This is a genomic window from Pedobacter sp. JY14-1 (assembly GCF_029269825.1).
GTDB lineage: Bacteria > Bacteroidota > Bacteroidia > Sphingobacteriales > Sphingobacteriaceae > Pedobacter.
Genome location: NZ_JARJHU010000005.1, coordinates 233,630 through 248,971 on the forward strand (window position 1 = coordinate 233,630; position 15,342 = coordinate 248,971).

Sequence of the window (15,342 nt, forward strand, 5' to 3'; positions counted from 1 at the left end):
ACATTCAATCTGTAATCAATGAAGAAAATCATATTTTCCCTGGCAGCTATAGTAGCTGCCGCAGGGACCACATACGCACAGAGTTATACACCTGATGCTTTAAAGTTCTCGCAGAACAACTATGGCAGCACGGCAAGGTTTAAGGGCCTTGGCGGCGCACAGATCGGCGTCGGCGGGGACATGAGCTCCCTGGGCGGCAACCCTGCCGGTCTGGGACTTTTTACCAAATCGGAATTCAGCTTTACGCCGGAATTTAACGGGATGACCGGCAAGGCAAGCTACCTCGGCCAGAATACCAATTCTTCAAAGGACCAGCTGAACCTGAACAATATTGGCGTTGTGCTCTATAGCCCAACTTATCGCGCGCAGGGCCAGGACGCCCGTAGCGGGCTGATCAGCACGGTATTCGGTATCGGATATGTAAGGAACAGCGATTTGCATGCTAATTTCAGTTATACAGGCAAGAACGCAGACAACTCTATCGCTGATTTTTTCAGGGATGAGGCCAACAGGTTGAGGGTAGCACCAGACAAACTGCCTTCGGGAGAGCTCGGCACCATGGCTTATGAAGGCTTTATGATCGATTATGATGATTTCACCAATCCATCCAGTCCTTTTTACCGTTCCTCTACCCGGAATAACAACGATGTGCAGTCCGAACAGAACACACAGACCCAAAGTGAAATGAGAAGCGGCTCAACATCCGAACTGACCGTAGGTGGCGCACTGAACATTTCCAACCAGGTATACCTGGGCGCAAGTGTGGCTATTGTCAATTCACGTTACACAAATGACAGCAAGTTTTCTGAAGCGGGCTATAACTTTACAGAGGATTCGAGATACGACCTCGCCTTCAATAAGTCTCAGGAGACTAAGGGATCGGGCTTCAATGCACGCCTGGGCGTACTCTTCCGCCCGGTAGAAAATTTCAGGATCGGTGCTACCCTGCAGACCCCTACCTGGATGCTGGTAGAAGACAACACCACCTATAAACTGAATACACGCATTTATAGTGGTCCGAATGCAAACAGCTATGCTAACGACCCCGCGAACTACTACTTCTCTTACCGGCTGAAAACCCCGTTAAAGGGTTCATTAGGTGCAAGCTATGTCATTGGTGGCAGAGCGCTGATCGCTGCAGATGTGGACTATGTAGATTATTCATCCATTCGTTTCTCTACCGACCAGGGCAATAACCCTGAGGTGATCATGGCAGAAAACGCGACTGTGAAGGACTATTACAAATCTGCAGTAAACTACCGGCTGGGCGCCGAAATCAAACTGGACAATGCCTTCAGTCTGCGCGGTGGTTATGGATTGAACGGCAGCCCGGTAAAGGATGACAAAGGCAAGTTCGAGACTAAGTATTACAGTGGTGGCCTGGGCTACAGGGTAAACAACTATTTTGTTGACCTGACTTATCAACGTGCGGAAACGAACACCGAGCTTTCTCCTTATGTTATTGGAACAGCTGACCATCCTGAAGAACCTGTAGCGGATATCAAAACCGTACGCAACAATGTATTCCTGACATTCGGGATCAGATTTTAAAAGAACTATTCATTAAAGGATTTCTATTTCTTAATTCTGTAAAGGGCTGGCAAGATTTGTCAGCCCTTTTTAATGGTATTCGGCAGCCGATCGAAAGCAATATCCGCTCAGATGATCCCGTACAGAGATGCTCCTGCCCTGCCTAAGCGGTCAACCCGCTGTTCAACCTCAGGGACCCTGATCAGCTCGGGCGCATGATGCGGCTTTTTGCGGGCATCAATAATCACCGGTCCGGTGCAGCCCCAGTGTTTATCTTTGATGAATGCCCCGATGCCGTGAATATCTGCAGCCGGATTACTGCGGGTAAAGGTCACCCAAACCAGGTTATTGACGTTGTTAGCCGTAAAATCCGCATCATCACAAATGACGATCAGCGCGATTTCCTTCAGCAATTCAGGGTCTGCAGCTGCATTGAGCTGGCTGATCTCATTTGCCGCAGCAGCGGCATCATGGTAAGCAGGAGCCTGGATGACCATCACCCCCGGTATCGCAGTTTTGACCTTACCGAAAGCTTCAGGCAGTTTCAGGCCTGCCGGAACAACGGCTGACAATTGTCGTTTCGGCTCTCCCGCCGCCGCAAATACTACCTTGGAACCGCTGTTGAGACCATCGCCACTGTAATCCAGGGTGTCTATGGTCGTCCGGGTATGAAAATGCAGATCCCGTCTGAAATCCATACGGGTAAGCACATGCTGTAAAAACGCGGAAAGATCATGAGTATGGAGCTGCTCATTGTCTTCCTGTGCAGCTATAAAAAGGTATTTGGCCAGGCTGAGCTGGTTTTTCCCGAGTATATGGTTGGCTATGGTCAATATCTCCTGGGGCCTGCGCTCGCTGAGGTACGGTGTGTATCGTTCGCTGCCAATCGCAAAAAGCAGCGGATGCACACCCGCCGCATCTACTGCATTGACTTCCTTGAGGCCGTGAATTTCGCGGGGCAAGGCTGAACCTGCGATCTCATGGATCAGGGCCCCAAAGCTAGTATCTTCCTGCGGTGGTCTGCCGACCACAGTAAACGACCAGATCGCATCTTTCCTGTGGTATACGTTATGTACCTTCATTAATGGGAAGGGGTGCGTGAGGCTGTAATATCCAAGGTGGTCTCCGAAAGGCCCTTCTGGTTTGTTCTCCCCCGGACAAACTGTACCCGTAATGACAAAATCAGCATCGGCAGAAATGCAAAATCCTTCGTCATCGTAAAAATAACGGAACCTGCGGTTGCCCAGTGCGCCGGCAAAGGTCATTTCCGACAAGCCTTCCGGAAGCGGCATAACCGCTGCAAGGGGATGTGAAGGCGGACCACCCACGAATATGCTCACCTTTAAAGGCTGGCCCTTGGCATTGGCCCTGGACTGGTGCACGCCAATACCCCGGTGTATCTGGTAATGCAGACCGATCTCCTTGTCCTGCTGGTAGTCATTGCCTGCAAGCTGGATGCGGTACATGCCAAGATTCGCATGGAGGATACCGGGTCTGTCAACATCCTCAGTATAAACCTGGGGCATAGTGATGAAAGGTCCTCCATCCATAGGCCAGTTGACGATCTGCGGCAGGGCACTGATGGTGGTCTTTGAAAAAGCATTTTTAAAAGCACGTTGACGGAGCGGAAGTGCAGTTAGTGCAGTAAAGGCCGTCGCCGGAAGCTGAAAGGGCTTTTTCAACGCACTGGCCGGATCGGAACGCAAGCCTACCAGTTGCTCTACCCTGGGAAGGGTATCCCGGAACATAAACCTGGAACGTTCCAGTGTACCGAAAAGATTGGAAACTGCGGGAAACCGACTGCCCCGGATGTTCTCAAACAACAGGGCCGGACCCTGCTTTTCATACACCCGGAGGTGAATGGCGGCCATTTCGAGATAAGGGTCAACTTCTTCTCTGATACGGACAAGATGTCCGTGTTTTTCAAGGTCATTGACGCAGGCGGCTAAACTTTGATATCCCATAAGGCCAAAGATATCAATTAAATCAAAGCAACCGGGCCAGTATCTGGCCCGGCAGTGCTATTTCTTCCCGGCGAAGGAACGCAGCATCCACGTCGTCTTTTCCTTAAACTGCATAAAGCGGTTTACCATATCGTTGGTACCATCATCTCCCGCCTGCTCAGTAGCCTCCAGCAGTTCGCGTTCCATCTGGATCAGCTGGGCCATATCGGCCAGGATCGCATCTACCATATCCAGGTCCTTCATACCTATGGTATCAATTTCCTTTATAGATGACTCCTTAATGTAGTCTGCAAAACGGCTGTGCGGCGGTTTCCCCAGCGTAAGCACACGTTCCGCAATTTCATCAATGGTCAGTTGGGCATTGGTATAGAGCTCTTCAAACTTGATATGCAGGGTAAAGAAGTTCTGTCCCTTCACATTCCAGTGACAGCCTCTTAATTTCTGATAGTGCACATGATAATTGGCCAGGTAGTCGTTGAGCAGATCTACTACGGGTCTCACCTCTTTTTCATTTAAACTGATTTCTTTTGCGTCCATAACGTTATTTTATTTATTTTGCCACTGTTGGTGGATTTAGATGTGACAACAAATATAACCTAAAAATGGTTTCAGTAAATCCCCCTACAGTACAATAGCGAGGATTAAAAGACGTTATAATTACAATTCTGAAAAGGGGCTTGAACAGTACTAATTTTATTAAGGAGATTGATGTATAAATACTATATAATTGTCATCGCAGCTGTTTTAACAGGAAACACTGCAATGGCTGTTACAAGGGATTCTATCGGCGTAGAAAATAATAAGGGCAAGAAACTGATCCTGCACAAGGTCGTACCTAAAGATACTTACTATTCCATTGGCAGGAGGTATAACGTAAACCCGAAAGATATCCTGAACTTCAATGACAGCAAGTACCTGTCTATCGGTATCGTTATCAAGGTACCTACCAATGTTTCCTTCACAGCTGACCAACCGGAGAAACCCGTAGCGCAGACTCCTGCAGGTACGACAAGTACAGGCAATAATGCTGCAATCACCGAAGGAGGACTGATCGAACATACGGTCCAGAAAAAGGAAAACCTGAACATGCTGGCCGAAAGGTACGGGACTACCGTAAACGAGATCAAAAAGGCAAACAACATGCGGTCTATCAATCTGCAGATCGGACAGGTATTGAAAATACCCGCTACCAAACGGCCCGATGAGGAGCCACAACCTGAACCGGTAGCCGCACAGATCGTACAAAAACCTGCAGATACTCCCGCAGCAAAGCCAGTAAAAACCGGGAGTGACAACAACCAGAATGCACTGAACAAGAATATCGACCTGAACAAGCCTTCGGGTAACAATGCTGGTGCTGAGGAGCTCCTTGTACATACCGTCGCCTCCAATGAGACGATTTACTCGATTGCGACAAAATACCACATGACCATCGACCAGCTTAAGGCAAAGAACAATCTGGACAACAGCGGCCTCAGTGTCGGTCAGAAGCTACTCATCAGGGGGCAGTACCCTGCAAAACCGGCATTTACGCCTCCTGCAAATACTTCGGATGCAAACCCCGATTCCATCAATTCGATCACAAACCCGGCCCTGCGTTATCCCGCCAGCCGTTACGGACTGAACCAGATCGAGGAAAAGGGCGCCGCTGTATGGATATCAGACCCGGACCTGGACCCTTCCAAAATGCTGGTACTGCACCGCACGGCACCCATTGGCGCGATCATCAAGATCACGAACCCCATGACCAACAGGACCACATTCGCAAAGGTAGTAGGCAAGTTTACGGAGAACGAGTCAACGAAGGATGTGCTCATCGTCATGACCAAGGCCGTTGCCGATGCGCTGGGTGCGCTCGACAAGCGTTTTTACTGCAACCTGACTTATGGTGGCCCGGACAATGACGAAGAACAATAAGCCTTTCATTATCGGTATTGCCGGTGGCAGCGGCTCCGGAAAGACCTTTTTCCTGAATTCCTTCCTTCATCACTTCAAACACGATGAGGTTACGCTGGTCTCTCAGGACGATTATTATTTCCCTGTGGGCGACATGACTCAGGAAGAAAACAAGCTTTATAATTTTGACCTGCCGGCTACTATCGACAACGAACAGTTCCTGCTCGACATCAGGAAGCTGGTAAAGGGCGAAGTAGTCTATAAAAAGGAATACAGCTTCAACAATCCCCTTGCAGTCGGGAAGATACTGGAAGTCAGGCCGGCACCCATCATTATTGTAGAGGGACTGTTCATCCTGCATTTCAAAGACATCGCAGAAGTACTGGACTACCGTATCTTTGTAGAGGCAGACGAATCTGTCGCCCTGCAAAGGCGGATCAGAAGAGACGGGCTGGAGCGCGGCTATCCTGAAGAAGATGTACTGTACAAATGGCACAACCATGTTGTGCCTGCCTACAAGGAGTTTTTACTTCCCTACAGGGAACAGGCCAACAAGATTGTGGTCAATAACCTGGACATCCCCGACGAAATCCTGAAAATCACCGAAGAGATCTCCTACGAGCTTAAGCCCAGGTATTGTTCAGAATAATTTCAGTCCAGCTGCATTTCAGGCACGTTCTCATCAGCATACAGCTTGCCCAGCGTTGACTGATGGATCAGTTCCACACTCACTCCCGGAGCACGTTCGATCAGTTTGAAGCCTCCTTCAGGCAGCACATCCAGCACAGCCATTTCAGTAACGATCTTTTTGATGCACCTGACACCCGTAAGTGGCAAAGTACAGGCTGGCAGTAACTTGCTCTCCCCTGCTTTGTTGACATGCTGCATGGCCACAATGATATTTTTGGCCGAAGCCACCAGGTCCATCGCCCCGCCCATGCCCTTAACCATTTTTCCCGGTATCTTCCAGTTGGCGATATCGCCGTTCTCCGAAACCTCCATGGCACCCAGGATGGTCAGGTCTATCTTCTGGCTTCGGATCATCCCGAAACTCATGGCAGAATCGAATATAGATGAACCAGGCAACGTCGTAATGGTCTGCTTACCCGCATTGATAAGGTCGGCGTCCTCTTCTCCCTCAAAAGGGAAAGGACCCATGCCCAGCAAGCCGTTTTCCGACTGCAATACGACTTCTATATGATCCGGTATATAATTGGCCACTAGGGTCGGGATGCCAATGCCCAGATTGACATAATATCCGTTCCTGATTTCTTTTGCGATACGTTTCGCAATTCCGTTCTTATCGAGCATGGCTTAGTTCTTTGGTCTGACAGTTCTTTGTTCGATTCGCTTTTCATAACCTGAGCCCTGGAAAATGCGGTGCACATACACCCCGGGCGTATGCACCTGGTCCGGATCCAGCGCCCCCGCAGGCACCAGCTCTTCTACTTCGGCAATAGTGATCCGGCCGGCCATCGCCATCACCGGATTGAAGTTACGGCTGGTCGAGCGATAGATCAGGTTCCCAGCAGTATCACCCTTCCAGGCTTTTACGATGGCAAAATCGGCATCAAAGGCATATTCCATAAGGTAGTCCTTGCCATTGAAGTTCCTGACCTCCTTGCCTTCGGCTACTTCCGTACCCACCCCGGCCGGTGTAAAGATAGCGGGCATACCATAACCTGCAGCCAGACAGCGTGTCGCCAGCGTACCCTGGGGGATCAGCTCCACTTCCAGTTCTCCGCTGAGCAGCTGCCGCTCAAATTCGGCATTCTCGCCCACATAGGAGGCGATCATTTTCTTTACCTGGTGACGGTGCAGCATCAGGCCGATGCCGAAATCATCTACACCGGCATTGTTGGAAATACAGGTCAGGTCCTTTACGCCCTTGCTCACAAGGGCAGAAATACAGTTTTCCGGGATACCACAGAGCCCAAAACCGCCAAGCATGACTGTACTGCCGTCGGCAATGTCCCTGATCGCCTCAGCGGCTCCGGAAACGACTTTATTGATCATAATAAGTAAGTTTTCTACTAAATTAACGGAAAACCTGCCTCAGACCCAAATGTTCGCCCAGGTTTTTCAGCCCATTGCGGAAAGATGACAGCCGGATCAGCCCGCTTAATTAAAGTAAACGTAAGTAATACCGTCCCCGCCCCTGTCTGCATGCTCATCTTCCATCCGGTTGACCTGCGTGTATTTGCGAAGATACTCGCGGATCAGCTTCCGCAGGATACCATCTCCCTTGCCATGAATAAGCTTGATATAGGGAAAACCAAGCATCAGCGACTTGTCCAGGTATTTTTCCAGCTCATGAAGCGCATCTTCGCCACGCATGCCACGCAGATCAAGTTCAGCACTGAAACTACTGATGGCCTCTGTAATGCTTCCGGTGAAGGAGCCACTTTGCACCGCCGCTTTCTTTGCCTGCTTGTTGCTGATCTTATAGACCCGGTTTTTCTTCACCACCGAACGCAGGTCGCCCAGGGCGATCACCAGGTTGTCCCGGTTGATCTCTAGCACCTGTCCTGTAGTGTCACTGTTGTTGAGCTGTACCCAGTCTCCTACTTCAATAGGTGTATTCAATGGCTTAACCGGTTCCGGCTTTACCTCTTCCCGTACCTGGTTGGCAGAAAGCTGCTGCTGCAGATGCTGACGGAGCTGCCGGGTAACGGTCTTATCTGCTTTCTGCTCTTTGATCTCGGCAATCGTATTCTCTATCAGTTTATTGGCATTCTTAATGATGTTCTGGGCCTCCAGTTTGGCCTCCCGGATAAGCGTCTTTTTATTCTCCTCCAGGAAAGCCTTCAGCTTTTCGTTTTCAGCGACGAGGTTCTTCACCTTATTCTGCTGGTTGGCCAGGCTCACCTTCGCGTCATGTACCTGCTTCTTTTCCCGCTCCAGATCCACCAGCATGGTATCCATACGGTTCTGGCCGGAACCCGTCTTGGCCTTGGCCAGTTCAAGCACCTCCTTTTGCAGCCCGATGTTCTGGGCGATCTCAAAAGCATAGGAACTGCCCGGCTTACCAATTTCCAGCACGTACAGCGGCTTCATCTTTGTATTGTCAAACAGCATAGAGGCGTTCTCCAATCCAGGCGTATTCCCGGCAAACAGCTTCAGGTTGGAATAATGCGTTGTGATTACCCCCCTGGTCTTCTTGTTGTTCAGTACTTCCAGCACCGCTTCTGCCATCGGGCCACCAAACTGCGGATCGGTACCCGTACCGAACTCGTCGATGAGGACAAGCGATTTCGGAGTAGCATGCGCAACAAAATACTTCATTTTAGTCAGGTGTGCGCTGTAGGTGCTCAGATCACTTTCAATAGACTGGTCATCACCGATATCGGCGAAGACCTGGTCGAAAATGCCCACCTCACTGGATTCATTTGCCGGGATGAGCAGACCAGACTGTACCATGATCTGTAACAAGCCCACCGTCTTCATGCAGACAGATTTGCCACCGGCGTTCGGTCCGGAGACCAGCAAGATCCGCAGGCCTTCATCGAGCCGGGCATTGAGCGGCACCACCGTCTTGCCCTCACCCTTAAAAGACAGATGTAGCAGCGGGTGCCGGGCATTGACCAGTTTCACACGCGCTTCCCGGATCAATACGGGCATATCTGCCTCAATATCCAGCGCAAACAGGGCCTTGGCCCGTACGAAGTCGAGTTTGGTGAGGAAACCGTGATAAGACAAGAGCAGTTGTGTATAAGGTCTCAGGTCATTGGTCAGCGCGATCAGGATCCGGATGATCTCTCTGCGTTTGTCAAACTCCAGGTCACGCAGTTTGTTGTTCAGGGTAAAAACTTCCTCAGGTTCTATGTAAACAGTCTGTCCGCTGGCCGACTCATCATGTACAAAGCCACGGAGTTTCCTTTTGTTCTCCGCCAGGATAGGGATACACATCCGGCCATCGCGGATGGTAAGACTGCCATCTGCCACCCAGTTGCTGGCCATAGCCTGTTTATAGATAGCGTCCATGCGTTTACGGACATCGTGTTCCGTACCCGCAATGTCACCAATGATCTGCTGGAGCAGCGGCGAAGCATTGGGTTTGATCTTTCCTTTGGCGTCAAGCACGGTCTCTATCTTCCTCAGGATGCCTTTTTCAGCAGGAAGGTGCTCGAACAGGGCCTCCAGGTTGGGATACACTTCCTTGCGCTCGTCAAAAAACCGCAGCACAGAAAATACGGTCTGTAGCGAGGTGTACATCTGGTAGAACTCATCCTCAGACAGATAGGTCCCCTCTACCCTCACCTTTTCCACCAGGCTCCGGATATCAAAAAACGTACTGATCTGTAAAGGCTCCTGGTTCTGCAGGATGCTCTTGAATTCCTGCGTCTGCCTGAGGAACTTGTTGATTTGGTCATACCTGCTCATCATCTGCATCTTGCGGACCATATCCTGGCCCATCGTGCTCAGACAGTGTGCATGGATCAGTTGTTTTATCTCATTGAAACCCAACCGCTCTAAACAATTCTCGGGATATAACATCGTGGTTATCTTTTAACGCTTTCCGGACTGGCCGTTTTCTGTCTTTGTTGCTTACGCTTCAAAGCTTCCTTTTTTTTCAGGGAAAGCTGCTTTTTCACCGAATCTGCCTTCTTCAGGGAATCCAGCTTTAAAGACTTCTTTTTGCTGATCACTTTCAGGGAATCGGCATGCCTGATGGAATCTCTCCGCGCCTTGGCGCGCAGCATTTTGGCGCGTTTTACACCTTCCAGGGAATCGGCCCGGATATACTGCTTCTTTTCCTTTTTAAGTCTTTCGACTACATCCTTATAGATCTGCTCCATAATCCGTGGATGATTGTTATAATAGGTCAGGCTCTGGTTATAGAGGGCTGAATCTATACCGTATTTCTGGTAAATACCCTTGTAATAACCTGCGGCAATCATCCTTGCCGTATCAGTATGGGTCACCGAATTGATATAGCCATCGAAGATATGGATATCGTGCAGCACCAGTGCCATTTTATCGGGCTGGATCAGTTCTTTGGGAATACCTGGTTTACAGCCCGATGCGATCAGGAGCAAGACTGTCAAACCTTTAAAATATTTCATCAGGGTCAAAACGTCATTATTTCTTGGCCAAAGTTCGCCAAGGTTATTAATTTTACCAAAAATACGGATAAATGAGTATAGCCGATAACTTATCGAAATATAAAACTGAACTGGAGGCAAGCGGTGTCCAGCTGGTAGCAGTGTCCAAGTTCCAGCAGGCGGATGCAGTACTTGAGGCCTACAATGCCGGTCAGCGTGTGTTCGGAGAAAACATTGTGCAGGAACTGGTAGAAAAACAGGCGCAGCTGCCCGGAGACATCCGGTGGCACCTGATCGGACATTTGCAGACCAATAAGGTAAAATACATCGCGCCTTTCATCAGCATGATCGAATCTGTCGACAGCCTGAAGCTGCTGACCGAGATCAATAAGCAGGCTGCCAAAAACAACCGGGTGATCGATTGCCTGCTGCAGATCTATATTGCGGATGAAGACAGCAAATTCGGCCTTGGCTTCGACGAGGCTGTAGAACTGCTGAGGTCTGAGGAGTTCCAGGCTATGAAGCATGTGCGCATCAGGGGCCTGATGGGCATTGCCACCAACAATGCCTCTGAGCGGCAGACCAGCGAAGAGTTTAAGGAGCTGAAGGTACTTTTTGACGGGATCAAAGTAAGCTATTTCAGGAAGGACGAGTACTTCAACGAGATTTCCATGGGGATGTCTGCGGATTACAAGCTGGCAGTTACGGCCGGAAGCACCATGGTACGGATCGGCAGCAGTATTTTTGGTAAAAGAACCACTAAAGCCAGCACTGCCCAATGAGCATTGAACTAAGGACTGCCAGGCGTGAGGACTGTCCCAGGTTGCTGGAACTGGTCCGCGAACTGGCTTTGTACGAGCGCGCACCTGAAGAAGTAACTGTAACCCAGGAAGAATTTGAAGCCGCGGGATTTGGCGAAAAACCAGTGTGGAAGGCCTTTGTTGCCGAAGAAAACCAAACGATTGTAGGCTTTGCGCTGTTCTATACCCGGTACAGTACCTGGAAAGGTTGCAGGCTTTACCTCGAAGACTTCCTGGTGACCGAAAGCCATCGTGGCAGGGGCATCGGAAAGCTCCTGTTTGAAAGGGTAATTAGGGAAGCCAGCGAAGGCAGATACAACGGCATGAACTGGCAGGTACTGGACTGGAATGCACCCGGCATCAATTTTTACAATAAATATGGCGCAGGGCTGGATCCCGAATGGCTGAATGCCTCTTTTTCAAAAGAACAGCTGGAGCAACTGCATCAGCAAATTTTACAGGAGACCTGAACATTATTCACCTAATACACATACCTATGAGAAAAATCAGCGTATTCATTCTGGCAGCAATCGGCCTTGCGTCCTGCCAGAGTGAGAACAGGGCCACCGGCGGAGCAGACAGCACGGCCCTGGTCACAGCCGCAGATACCCTGCCCTATACCTATGATTCAGTAAAGGTGTACAGTAAGGCACCGGTATCGCCCAGCCCGAACGTAACAGACACTTCAAAAGCAGTGATCTCATTTCCGCGTTTCAAAGACGAAGCGGTCAACCAGTTCGTGCTACTGAAGACCATGGCCACTTCCGGCCCGGATAAACACTATAAGGATTATCAGGAATATGCCAATGGCTTCATCAGCGGTTTTGAATCCTTTAAGGCCCAGGAAAAGGAATACGGACAGACCTGGTTCCTCGACATCAGCAATAAAGTAGTGGCCCAACGCCCCGGATATCTATCCTTACTGAATACTTTTGTGAGCTATGAAGGCGGCGCCCATCCGAATACCGTATTTTCCTACCTGAACTATGACCCGGCCAGACAGCGGGAAATCCTGCTGGATTCACTGCTGGTCCCCGGAGGGAAAAAGCAGCTGACTGCAATTGCAGAAAAGATCTTCAGGGCGCAGGAGAAGCTGGCACCAAAGGCAAGCCTGGCGGACGGCTACTTCTTCAAGGACAATGTCTTTGCACTGAATGATAATTTTACCATAACGGACAAAGGCCTGATGTTCCTTTACAATCCGTATGAGATCAAGGCCTATGTTTTTGGCAAGACAGAACTGACCATTCCTTTTGCTGAACTGAAAGACATTGCCAGACCCAATTCACTATTAACAAACTATTAATGCTGGTATATAAATTTGGAGGGGCATCCGTAAAGGATGCAGAAGGTGTAAAGAACCTTGCAGGTATCGTTTTAAGGCACAAAGACAATGGCTTGCTGGTCGTAGTTTCAGCCATGGGAAAGATAACCAACAAACTGGAGGAACTGTACAGGGCCTATCTGGAAGGCCGGGACGATGTACAGACAGTGTTTGATGAGGTAAAGGCTTTCCACTACCAGATACTGGAACAGTTGTTCAGTGCCGGGCACCCCGTTTTTGACGACATCGCCAATACCTTTGTAGAAATTGACTGGATACTGGAAGAAGAGCCCGACGAAGATGCCCCGGATTATATTTATGACCAGATCGTATCTGTCGGCGAGATCCTGTCCACCAAGATCGTCGCCGCTTATTTAAAGGAAGCGGGCTGCAATGTGGAATGGACAGATGCGCGCAACTATATCCACACGGACAACACCTACCGGGAAGGCAAGGTAAACTGGGAGAAAACCGAAAACGACATCCGCAAAAAGCTCCTGCCGCTGCTCGAGCGGAGTATCGCCGTCACCCAGGGCTTTATCGGCAGCACCAGCGAGAACTTTACGACGACGCTGGGGAGGGACGGTTCCGATTATTCGGCGGCGATCTTCGCCTCCTGCCTGGACGCCAAGTCCGTGACCATCTGGAAAGACGTACCTGGGGTGCTGAACGCCGACCCCAAATGGTTCGACGAAACGCAGCGCATTCCGCAACTTTCATATCATGACGCGATAGAACTGGCGTATTACGGCGCTACGATCATCCATCCCAAGACCATAAAACCGATTCAGAATAAGAACATCCCGCTGCTGGTACGCTCCTTTTTGCATCCCGATGCGGAAGGAACGGACATTACCAGTGCGAATAATCACCTGCCGGTACCTTCCTTTATCTTTAAGATCAACCAGGCGCTGATCTCGATCTTTCCGAAGGACTTCTCGTTCATCATCGAGGAAAACCTAAGCGATATCTTCAGCCTGTTCCACAAGCACAAGATCAAAATCACGACGATGCTGAACTCGGCGATCAGTTTTTCGGTGAGCTTCGACCATGATGCCGCCAAACTGCAGGCGCTGATCGCCGATCTTTCGGTACATTATAAAGTAAAGTACAATACCGGACTGGAACTGGTCACGATCCGCTACTACAACCAGGAGACGATTGACCGTGTAACTGCCGGCAAGAACATATTACTGGAGGTGAAGAGCAGGTATACCTGCCAGATCGTGATGCGGGACAAAACGGTACCGGCATGAACCGGCACCTGCTGGACGGACCCGTTCAGGAATACATCCGCAGCAGAACAGCAGCAGATGTTCACCTGGCAGCTATGTCCAAAAGCCCCTTCCCGGAAATCAGCAGCAGGGAACTTGCGGAACAGATGGCATCCAGACAGAAAGCAAAAAAAAAGCTGCCTTTGTGGTACAATACTCCCGGCATTTATTTTCCACCCTCAATTTCTATAGAACAGAGCTCTTCCGAAGTGACCGCAGCCTATAAAGCCGAACTGGCCAGGGGCAACAGCCTGATCGATCTTACCGGTGGTTTCGGTGTAGACAGCTATTATTTTTCGTTAAAGGTCGCCTCGGTGACACACTGTGAACTCAACCCGGAACTTTCTGAGATCGCGGCACACAATGCAGTTGTACTCGGACGCGACAACGTCCGGTTTGTTGCAGGCGATGGCCTGACCTATTTAGCGTCTGTACCAGGAGACTTTGCTACTTTGTATCTTGATCCTGCAAGGCGGGGCGAAACAGGTAAGGTATTCCGGCTGTCAGATTGTACGCCTGACGTTACCACCCATCTGGACCTGCTGTTGAAAAGATCCTCCCGCCTGATCATCAAGACTTCGCCCCTGCTGGATATTGCCGCAGGACTCAAGGAACTCCGCAAGGTATCGGAGATCCATATAGTGAGCGTCAGGAATGAATGCAGGGAATTGCTGTGGGTGATCGACAAAGACACCGGGGCTGACAATACGCCTGAGCTCATTGCAGTGACGCTGAATGCGCAGCGGAAAGTTTTCCGTGTGGTTGCAAACTCCGCTCCTGCTGTTTCTGCTTCCGGAAACCCATATGCTACGGAAATCGGTCCTTTCCTGTATGAACCCGATGCCGGGCTGCTCAAAAGCGGTGCATTCGATGAGATCGGGACGCGATACAGTCTGAGAAAGCTGCATCCGCAAACACAGCTCTATACCGGTGATACCGCAAACACTGCATTTCCGGGCAGGATATTCAAGGTGGTTCGACTGCTCAGCTCCGGTGAATTAAAAGAATCAAAAAGGGAAGAACAGCGGAAAGGGAACGTTCTGGTCAGAAATTATCCTGACCGGGCAGAACTGCTCGTCAAAAAATACCGCATCAGCCCGGACCAGGAACGTTTCTTCATCTTTACGAAAAGCACTGCCGAAGGCCTGCTGATCATTGAAGCAGAGATTTTACAACATTACTGACCTGATTCAGTTACGGCCGTTTTCTGATCTCCGACGCTTTCAGGTAAACCTTCGCACCTTTCTTGTTGACGTAGTATTTTCTGTTCTTGCCATCAATGTAAACATTGCTGCCGTCGGGCGCCATCATGCCTTTGTAAGTCTGGTCTGCTACCTTCGCACCCCCTTTCACGGCGACTTCAGCAGCCTTGTCCCCTACCTTTTCCGCAGTCTTTTCAATAGTTTTTCCTACAGATTTTTTCTTTTCCTGCCCAAAGCCGCTAATGGAAATGAATGTTCCCAATACGACGGCCAGTCCTGTTTTTACATACCTGGTTTTCATACCGAT

Annotated in this window: 15 protein-coding genes; 8 read left to right on the forward strand and 7 right to left on the reverse strand. The window is 49.9% G+C overall.

Annotation, left to right across the window (positions count from 1 at the left end; translation table 11 throughout):
• Positions 1 to 18 precede the first annotated feature (18 nt).
• Complete coding sequence (locus tag P2W84_RS11445; RefSeq protein WP_276090272.1) at positions 19 to 1,551, forward strand: outer membrane protein transport protein; 1,533 nt, start codon at positions 19 to 21, stop codon at positions 1,549 to 1,551.
• A gap of 107 nt (positions 1,552 to 1,658) precedes the next feature.
• On the opposite strand, the gene P2W84_RS11450 is transcribed toward P2W84_RS11445, so the two are convergent.
• Together P2W84_RS11450 and P2W84_RS11455 are read right to left on the reverse strand one after the other, a co-directional pair.
• The gene (locus P2W84_RS11450; protein WP_276090273.1) at positions 1,659 to 3,494 is read right to left on the reverse strand and encodes a UbiD family decarboxylase; all 1,836 of its coding nucleotides are present in this window, start codon (positions 3,492 to 3,494) and stop codon (positions 1,659 to 1,661) included.
• Between the two features lie 57 nt (positions 3,495 to 3,551).
• Positions 3,552 to 4,031, reverse strand: a complete 480-nt coding sequence (locus P2W84_RS11455; RefSeq protein WP_276090274.1) for a DNA starvation/stationary phase protection protein — start codon at positions 4,029 to 4,031, stop codon at positions 3,552 to 3,554.
• Positions 4,032 to 4,256: 225 nt separating this feature from the next.
• Here P2W84_RS11455 and P2W84_RS11460 point away from each other — a divergent pair, with 225 nt between their 5' ends.
• Positions 4,257 to 5,411, forward strand: a complete 1,155-nt coding sequence (locus P2W84_RS11460) for a LysM peptidoglycan-binding domain-containing protein (protein WP_276090275.1) — start codon at positions 4,257 to 4,259, stop codon at positions 5,409 to 5,411.
• Positions 5,395 to 6,039, forward strand: coding sequence for a uridine kinase (locus P2W84_RS11465; RefSeq protein ID WP_276090276.1), 645 nt, complete (start codon positions 5,395 to 5,397; stop codon positions 6,037 to 6,039). Before P2W84_RS11460 ends, P2W84_RS11465 begins: the two co-directional genes overlap by 17 nt.
• Before the next feature lie 2 nt (positions 6,040 to 6,041).
• On the opposite strand, the gene P2W84_RS11470 is transcribed toward P2W84_RS11465, so the two are convergent.
• The 4 genes from P2W84_RS11470 to P2W84_RS11485 form a co-directional block, all read right to left on the reverse strand.
• A complete protein-coding gene (locus P2W84_RS11470) occupies positions 6,042 to 6,701 on the reverse strand; it encodes a 3-oxoacid CoA-transferase subunit B (RefSeq protein WP_276090277.1) in 660 nt (219 codons plus the stop codon).
• A 3-nt stretch (positions 6,702 to 6,704) separates the two neighbouring features.
• Positions 6,705 to 7,406, reverse strand: coding sequence for a CoA transferase subunit A (locus tag P2W84_RS11475; RefSeq protein ID WP_276090278.1), 702 nt, complete (start codon positions 7,404 to 7,406; stop codon positions 6,705 to 6,707).
• Between the two features lie 105 nt (positions 7,407 to 7,511).
• Positions 7,512 to 9,887 carry an endonuclease MutS2 gene (locus P2W84_RS11480; RefSeq protein WP_276090279.1) on the reverse strand — a complete coding sequence of 792 codons (2,376 nt, stop codon included), beginning with the start codon at positions 9,885 to 9,887 and terminating at the stop codon, positions 7,512 to 7,514.
• Positions 9,888 to 9,892: 5 nt separating this feature from the next.
• Complete coding sequence (locus tag P2W84_RS11485) at positions 9,893 to 10,456, reverse strand: DUF4296 domain-containing protein (protein WP_276090280.1); 564 nt, start codon at positions 10,454 to 10,456, stop codon at positions 9,893 to 9,895.
• A gap of 71 nt (positions 10,457 to 10,527) precedes the next feature.
• Between P2W84_RS11485 and P2W84_RS11490 the strand changes: the two genes are divergently transcribed.
• Genes P2W84_RS11490 through P2W84_RS11510 form a run of 5 tightly spaced genes read left to right on the forward strand, consistent with a single transcriptional unit; the run spans position 10,528 to position 15,017 of the window.
• Entirely contained in the window at positions 10,528 to 11,217 is a 690-nt protein-coding gene (locus P2W84_RS11490; RefSeq protein ID WP_276090281.1) for a YggS family pyridoxal phosphate-dependent enzyme, read from the forward strand.
• Positions 11,214 to 11,705 carry a GNAT family N-acetyltransferase gene (locus P2W84_RS11495; RefSeq protein WP_276090282.1) on the forward strand — a complete coding sequence of 164 codons (492 nt, stop codon included), beginning with the start codon at positions 11,214 to 11,216 and terminating at the stop codon, positions 11,703 to 11,705. The genes P2W84_RS11490 and P2W84_RS11495 overlap by 4 nt, the downstream gene beginning before the upstream one ends.
• A gap of 26 nt (positions 11,706 to 11,731) precedes the next feature.
• The gene (locus P2W84_RS11500; protein ID WP_276090283.1) at positions 11,732 to 12,541 is read left to right on the forward strand and encodes a DUF3298 and DUF4163 domain-containing protein; all 810 of its coding nucleotides are present in this window, start codon (positions 11,732 to 11,734) and stop codon (positions 12,539 to 12,541) included.
• A complete protein-coding gene (locus tag P2W84_RS11505) occupies positions 12,541 to 13,815 on the forward strand; it encodes an aspartate kinase (protein ID WP_276090284.1) in 1,275 nt (424 codons plus the stop codon). Before P2W84_RS11500 ends, P2W84_RS11505 begins: the two co-directional genes overlap by 1 nt.
• Positions 13,812 to 15,017: a hypothetical protein gene (locus tag P2W84_RS11510; RefSeq protein WP_276090285.1), complete on the forward strand. Its 1,206-nt coding sequence runs from the start codon at positions 13,812 to 13,814 to the stop codon at positions 15,015 to 15,017. Before P2W84_RS11505 ends, P2W84_RS11510 begins: the two co-directional genes overlap by 4 nt.
• A 10-nt stretch (positions 15,018 to 15,027) precedes the next feature.
• On the opposite strand, the gene P2W84_RS11515 is transcribed toward P2W84_RS11510, so the two are convergent.
• Positions 15,028 to 15,336, reverse strand: a complete 309-nt coding sequence (locus tag P2W84_RS11515) for a hypothetical protein (protein WP_276090286.1) — start codon at positions 15,334 to 15,336, stop codon at positions 15,028 to 15,030.
• Positions 15,337 to 15,342 lie beyond the last annotated feature (6 nt).

Excerpts from the sequence above, each read along its gene's own strand:
- P2W84_RS11475 (WP_276090278.1), bottom strand. The coding sequence starts at position 7,406 with ATGATCAATAAAGTCGTTTCCGGAGCCGCTGAGGCGATCAGGGACATT.
- P2W84_RS11465 (WP_276090276.1), top strand. The coding sequence starts at position 5,395 with ATGACGAAGAACAATAAGCCTTTCATTATCGGTATTGCCGGTGGCAGC.
- P2W84_RS11455 (WP_276090274.1), bottom strand. The coding sequence starts at position 4,031 with ATGGACGCAAAAGAAATCAGTTTAAATGAAAAAGAGGTGAGACCCGTA.
- P2W84_RS11460 (WP_276090275.1), top strand. The coding sequence starts at position 4,257 with ATGGCTGTTACAAGGGATTCTATCGGCGTAGAAAATAATAAGGGCAAG.
- P2W84_RS11515 (WP_276090286.1), bottom strand. The coding sequence starts at position 15,336 with ATGAAAACCAGGTATGTAAAAACAGGACTGGCCGTCGTATTGGGAACA.
- P2W84_RS11445 (WP_276090272.1), top strand. The coding sequence starts at position 19 with ATGAAGAAAATCATATTTTCCCTGGCAGCTATAGTAGCTGCCGCAGGG.
- P2W84_RS11500 (WP_276090283.1), top strand. The coding sequence starts at position 11,732 with ATGAGAAAAATCAGCGTATTCATTCTGGCAGCAATCGGCCTTGCGTCC.
- P2W84_RS11450 (WP_276090273.1), bottom strand. The coding sequence starts at position 3,494 with ATGGGATATCAAAGTTTAGCCGCCTGCGTCAATGACCTTGAAAAACAC.
- P2W84_RS11485 (WP_276090280.1), bottom strand. The coding sequence starts at position 10,456 with ATGAAATATTTTAAAGGTTTGACAGTCTTGCTCCTGATCGCATCGGGC.
- P2W84_RS11490 (WP_276090281.1), top strand. The coding sequence starts at position 10,528 with ATGAGTATAGCCGATAACTTATCGAAATATAAAACTGAACTGGAGGCA.
- P2W84_RS11495 (WP_276090282.1), top strand. The coding sequence starts at position 11,214 with ATGAGCATTGAACTAAGGACTGCCAGGCGTGAGGACTGTCCCAGGTTG.
- P2W84_RS11480 (WP_276090279.1), bottom strand. The coding sequence starts at position 9,887 with ATGTTATATCCCGAGAATTGTTTAGAGCGGTTGGGTTTCAATGAGATA.
- P2W84_RS11470 (WP_276090277.1), bottom strand. The coding sequence starts at position 6,701 with ATGCTCGATAAGAACGGAATTGCGAAACGTATCGCAAAAGAAATCAGG.
- P2W84_RS11510 (WP_276090285.1), top strand. The coding sequence starts at position 13,812 with ATGAACCGGCACCTGCTGGACGGACCCGTTCAGGAATACATCCGCAGC.
- P2W84_RS11505 (WP_276090284.1), top strand. The coding sequence starts at position 12,541 with ATGCTGGTATATAAATTTGGAGGGGCATCCGTAAAGGATGCAGAAGGT.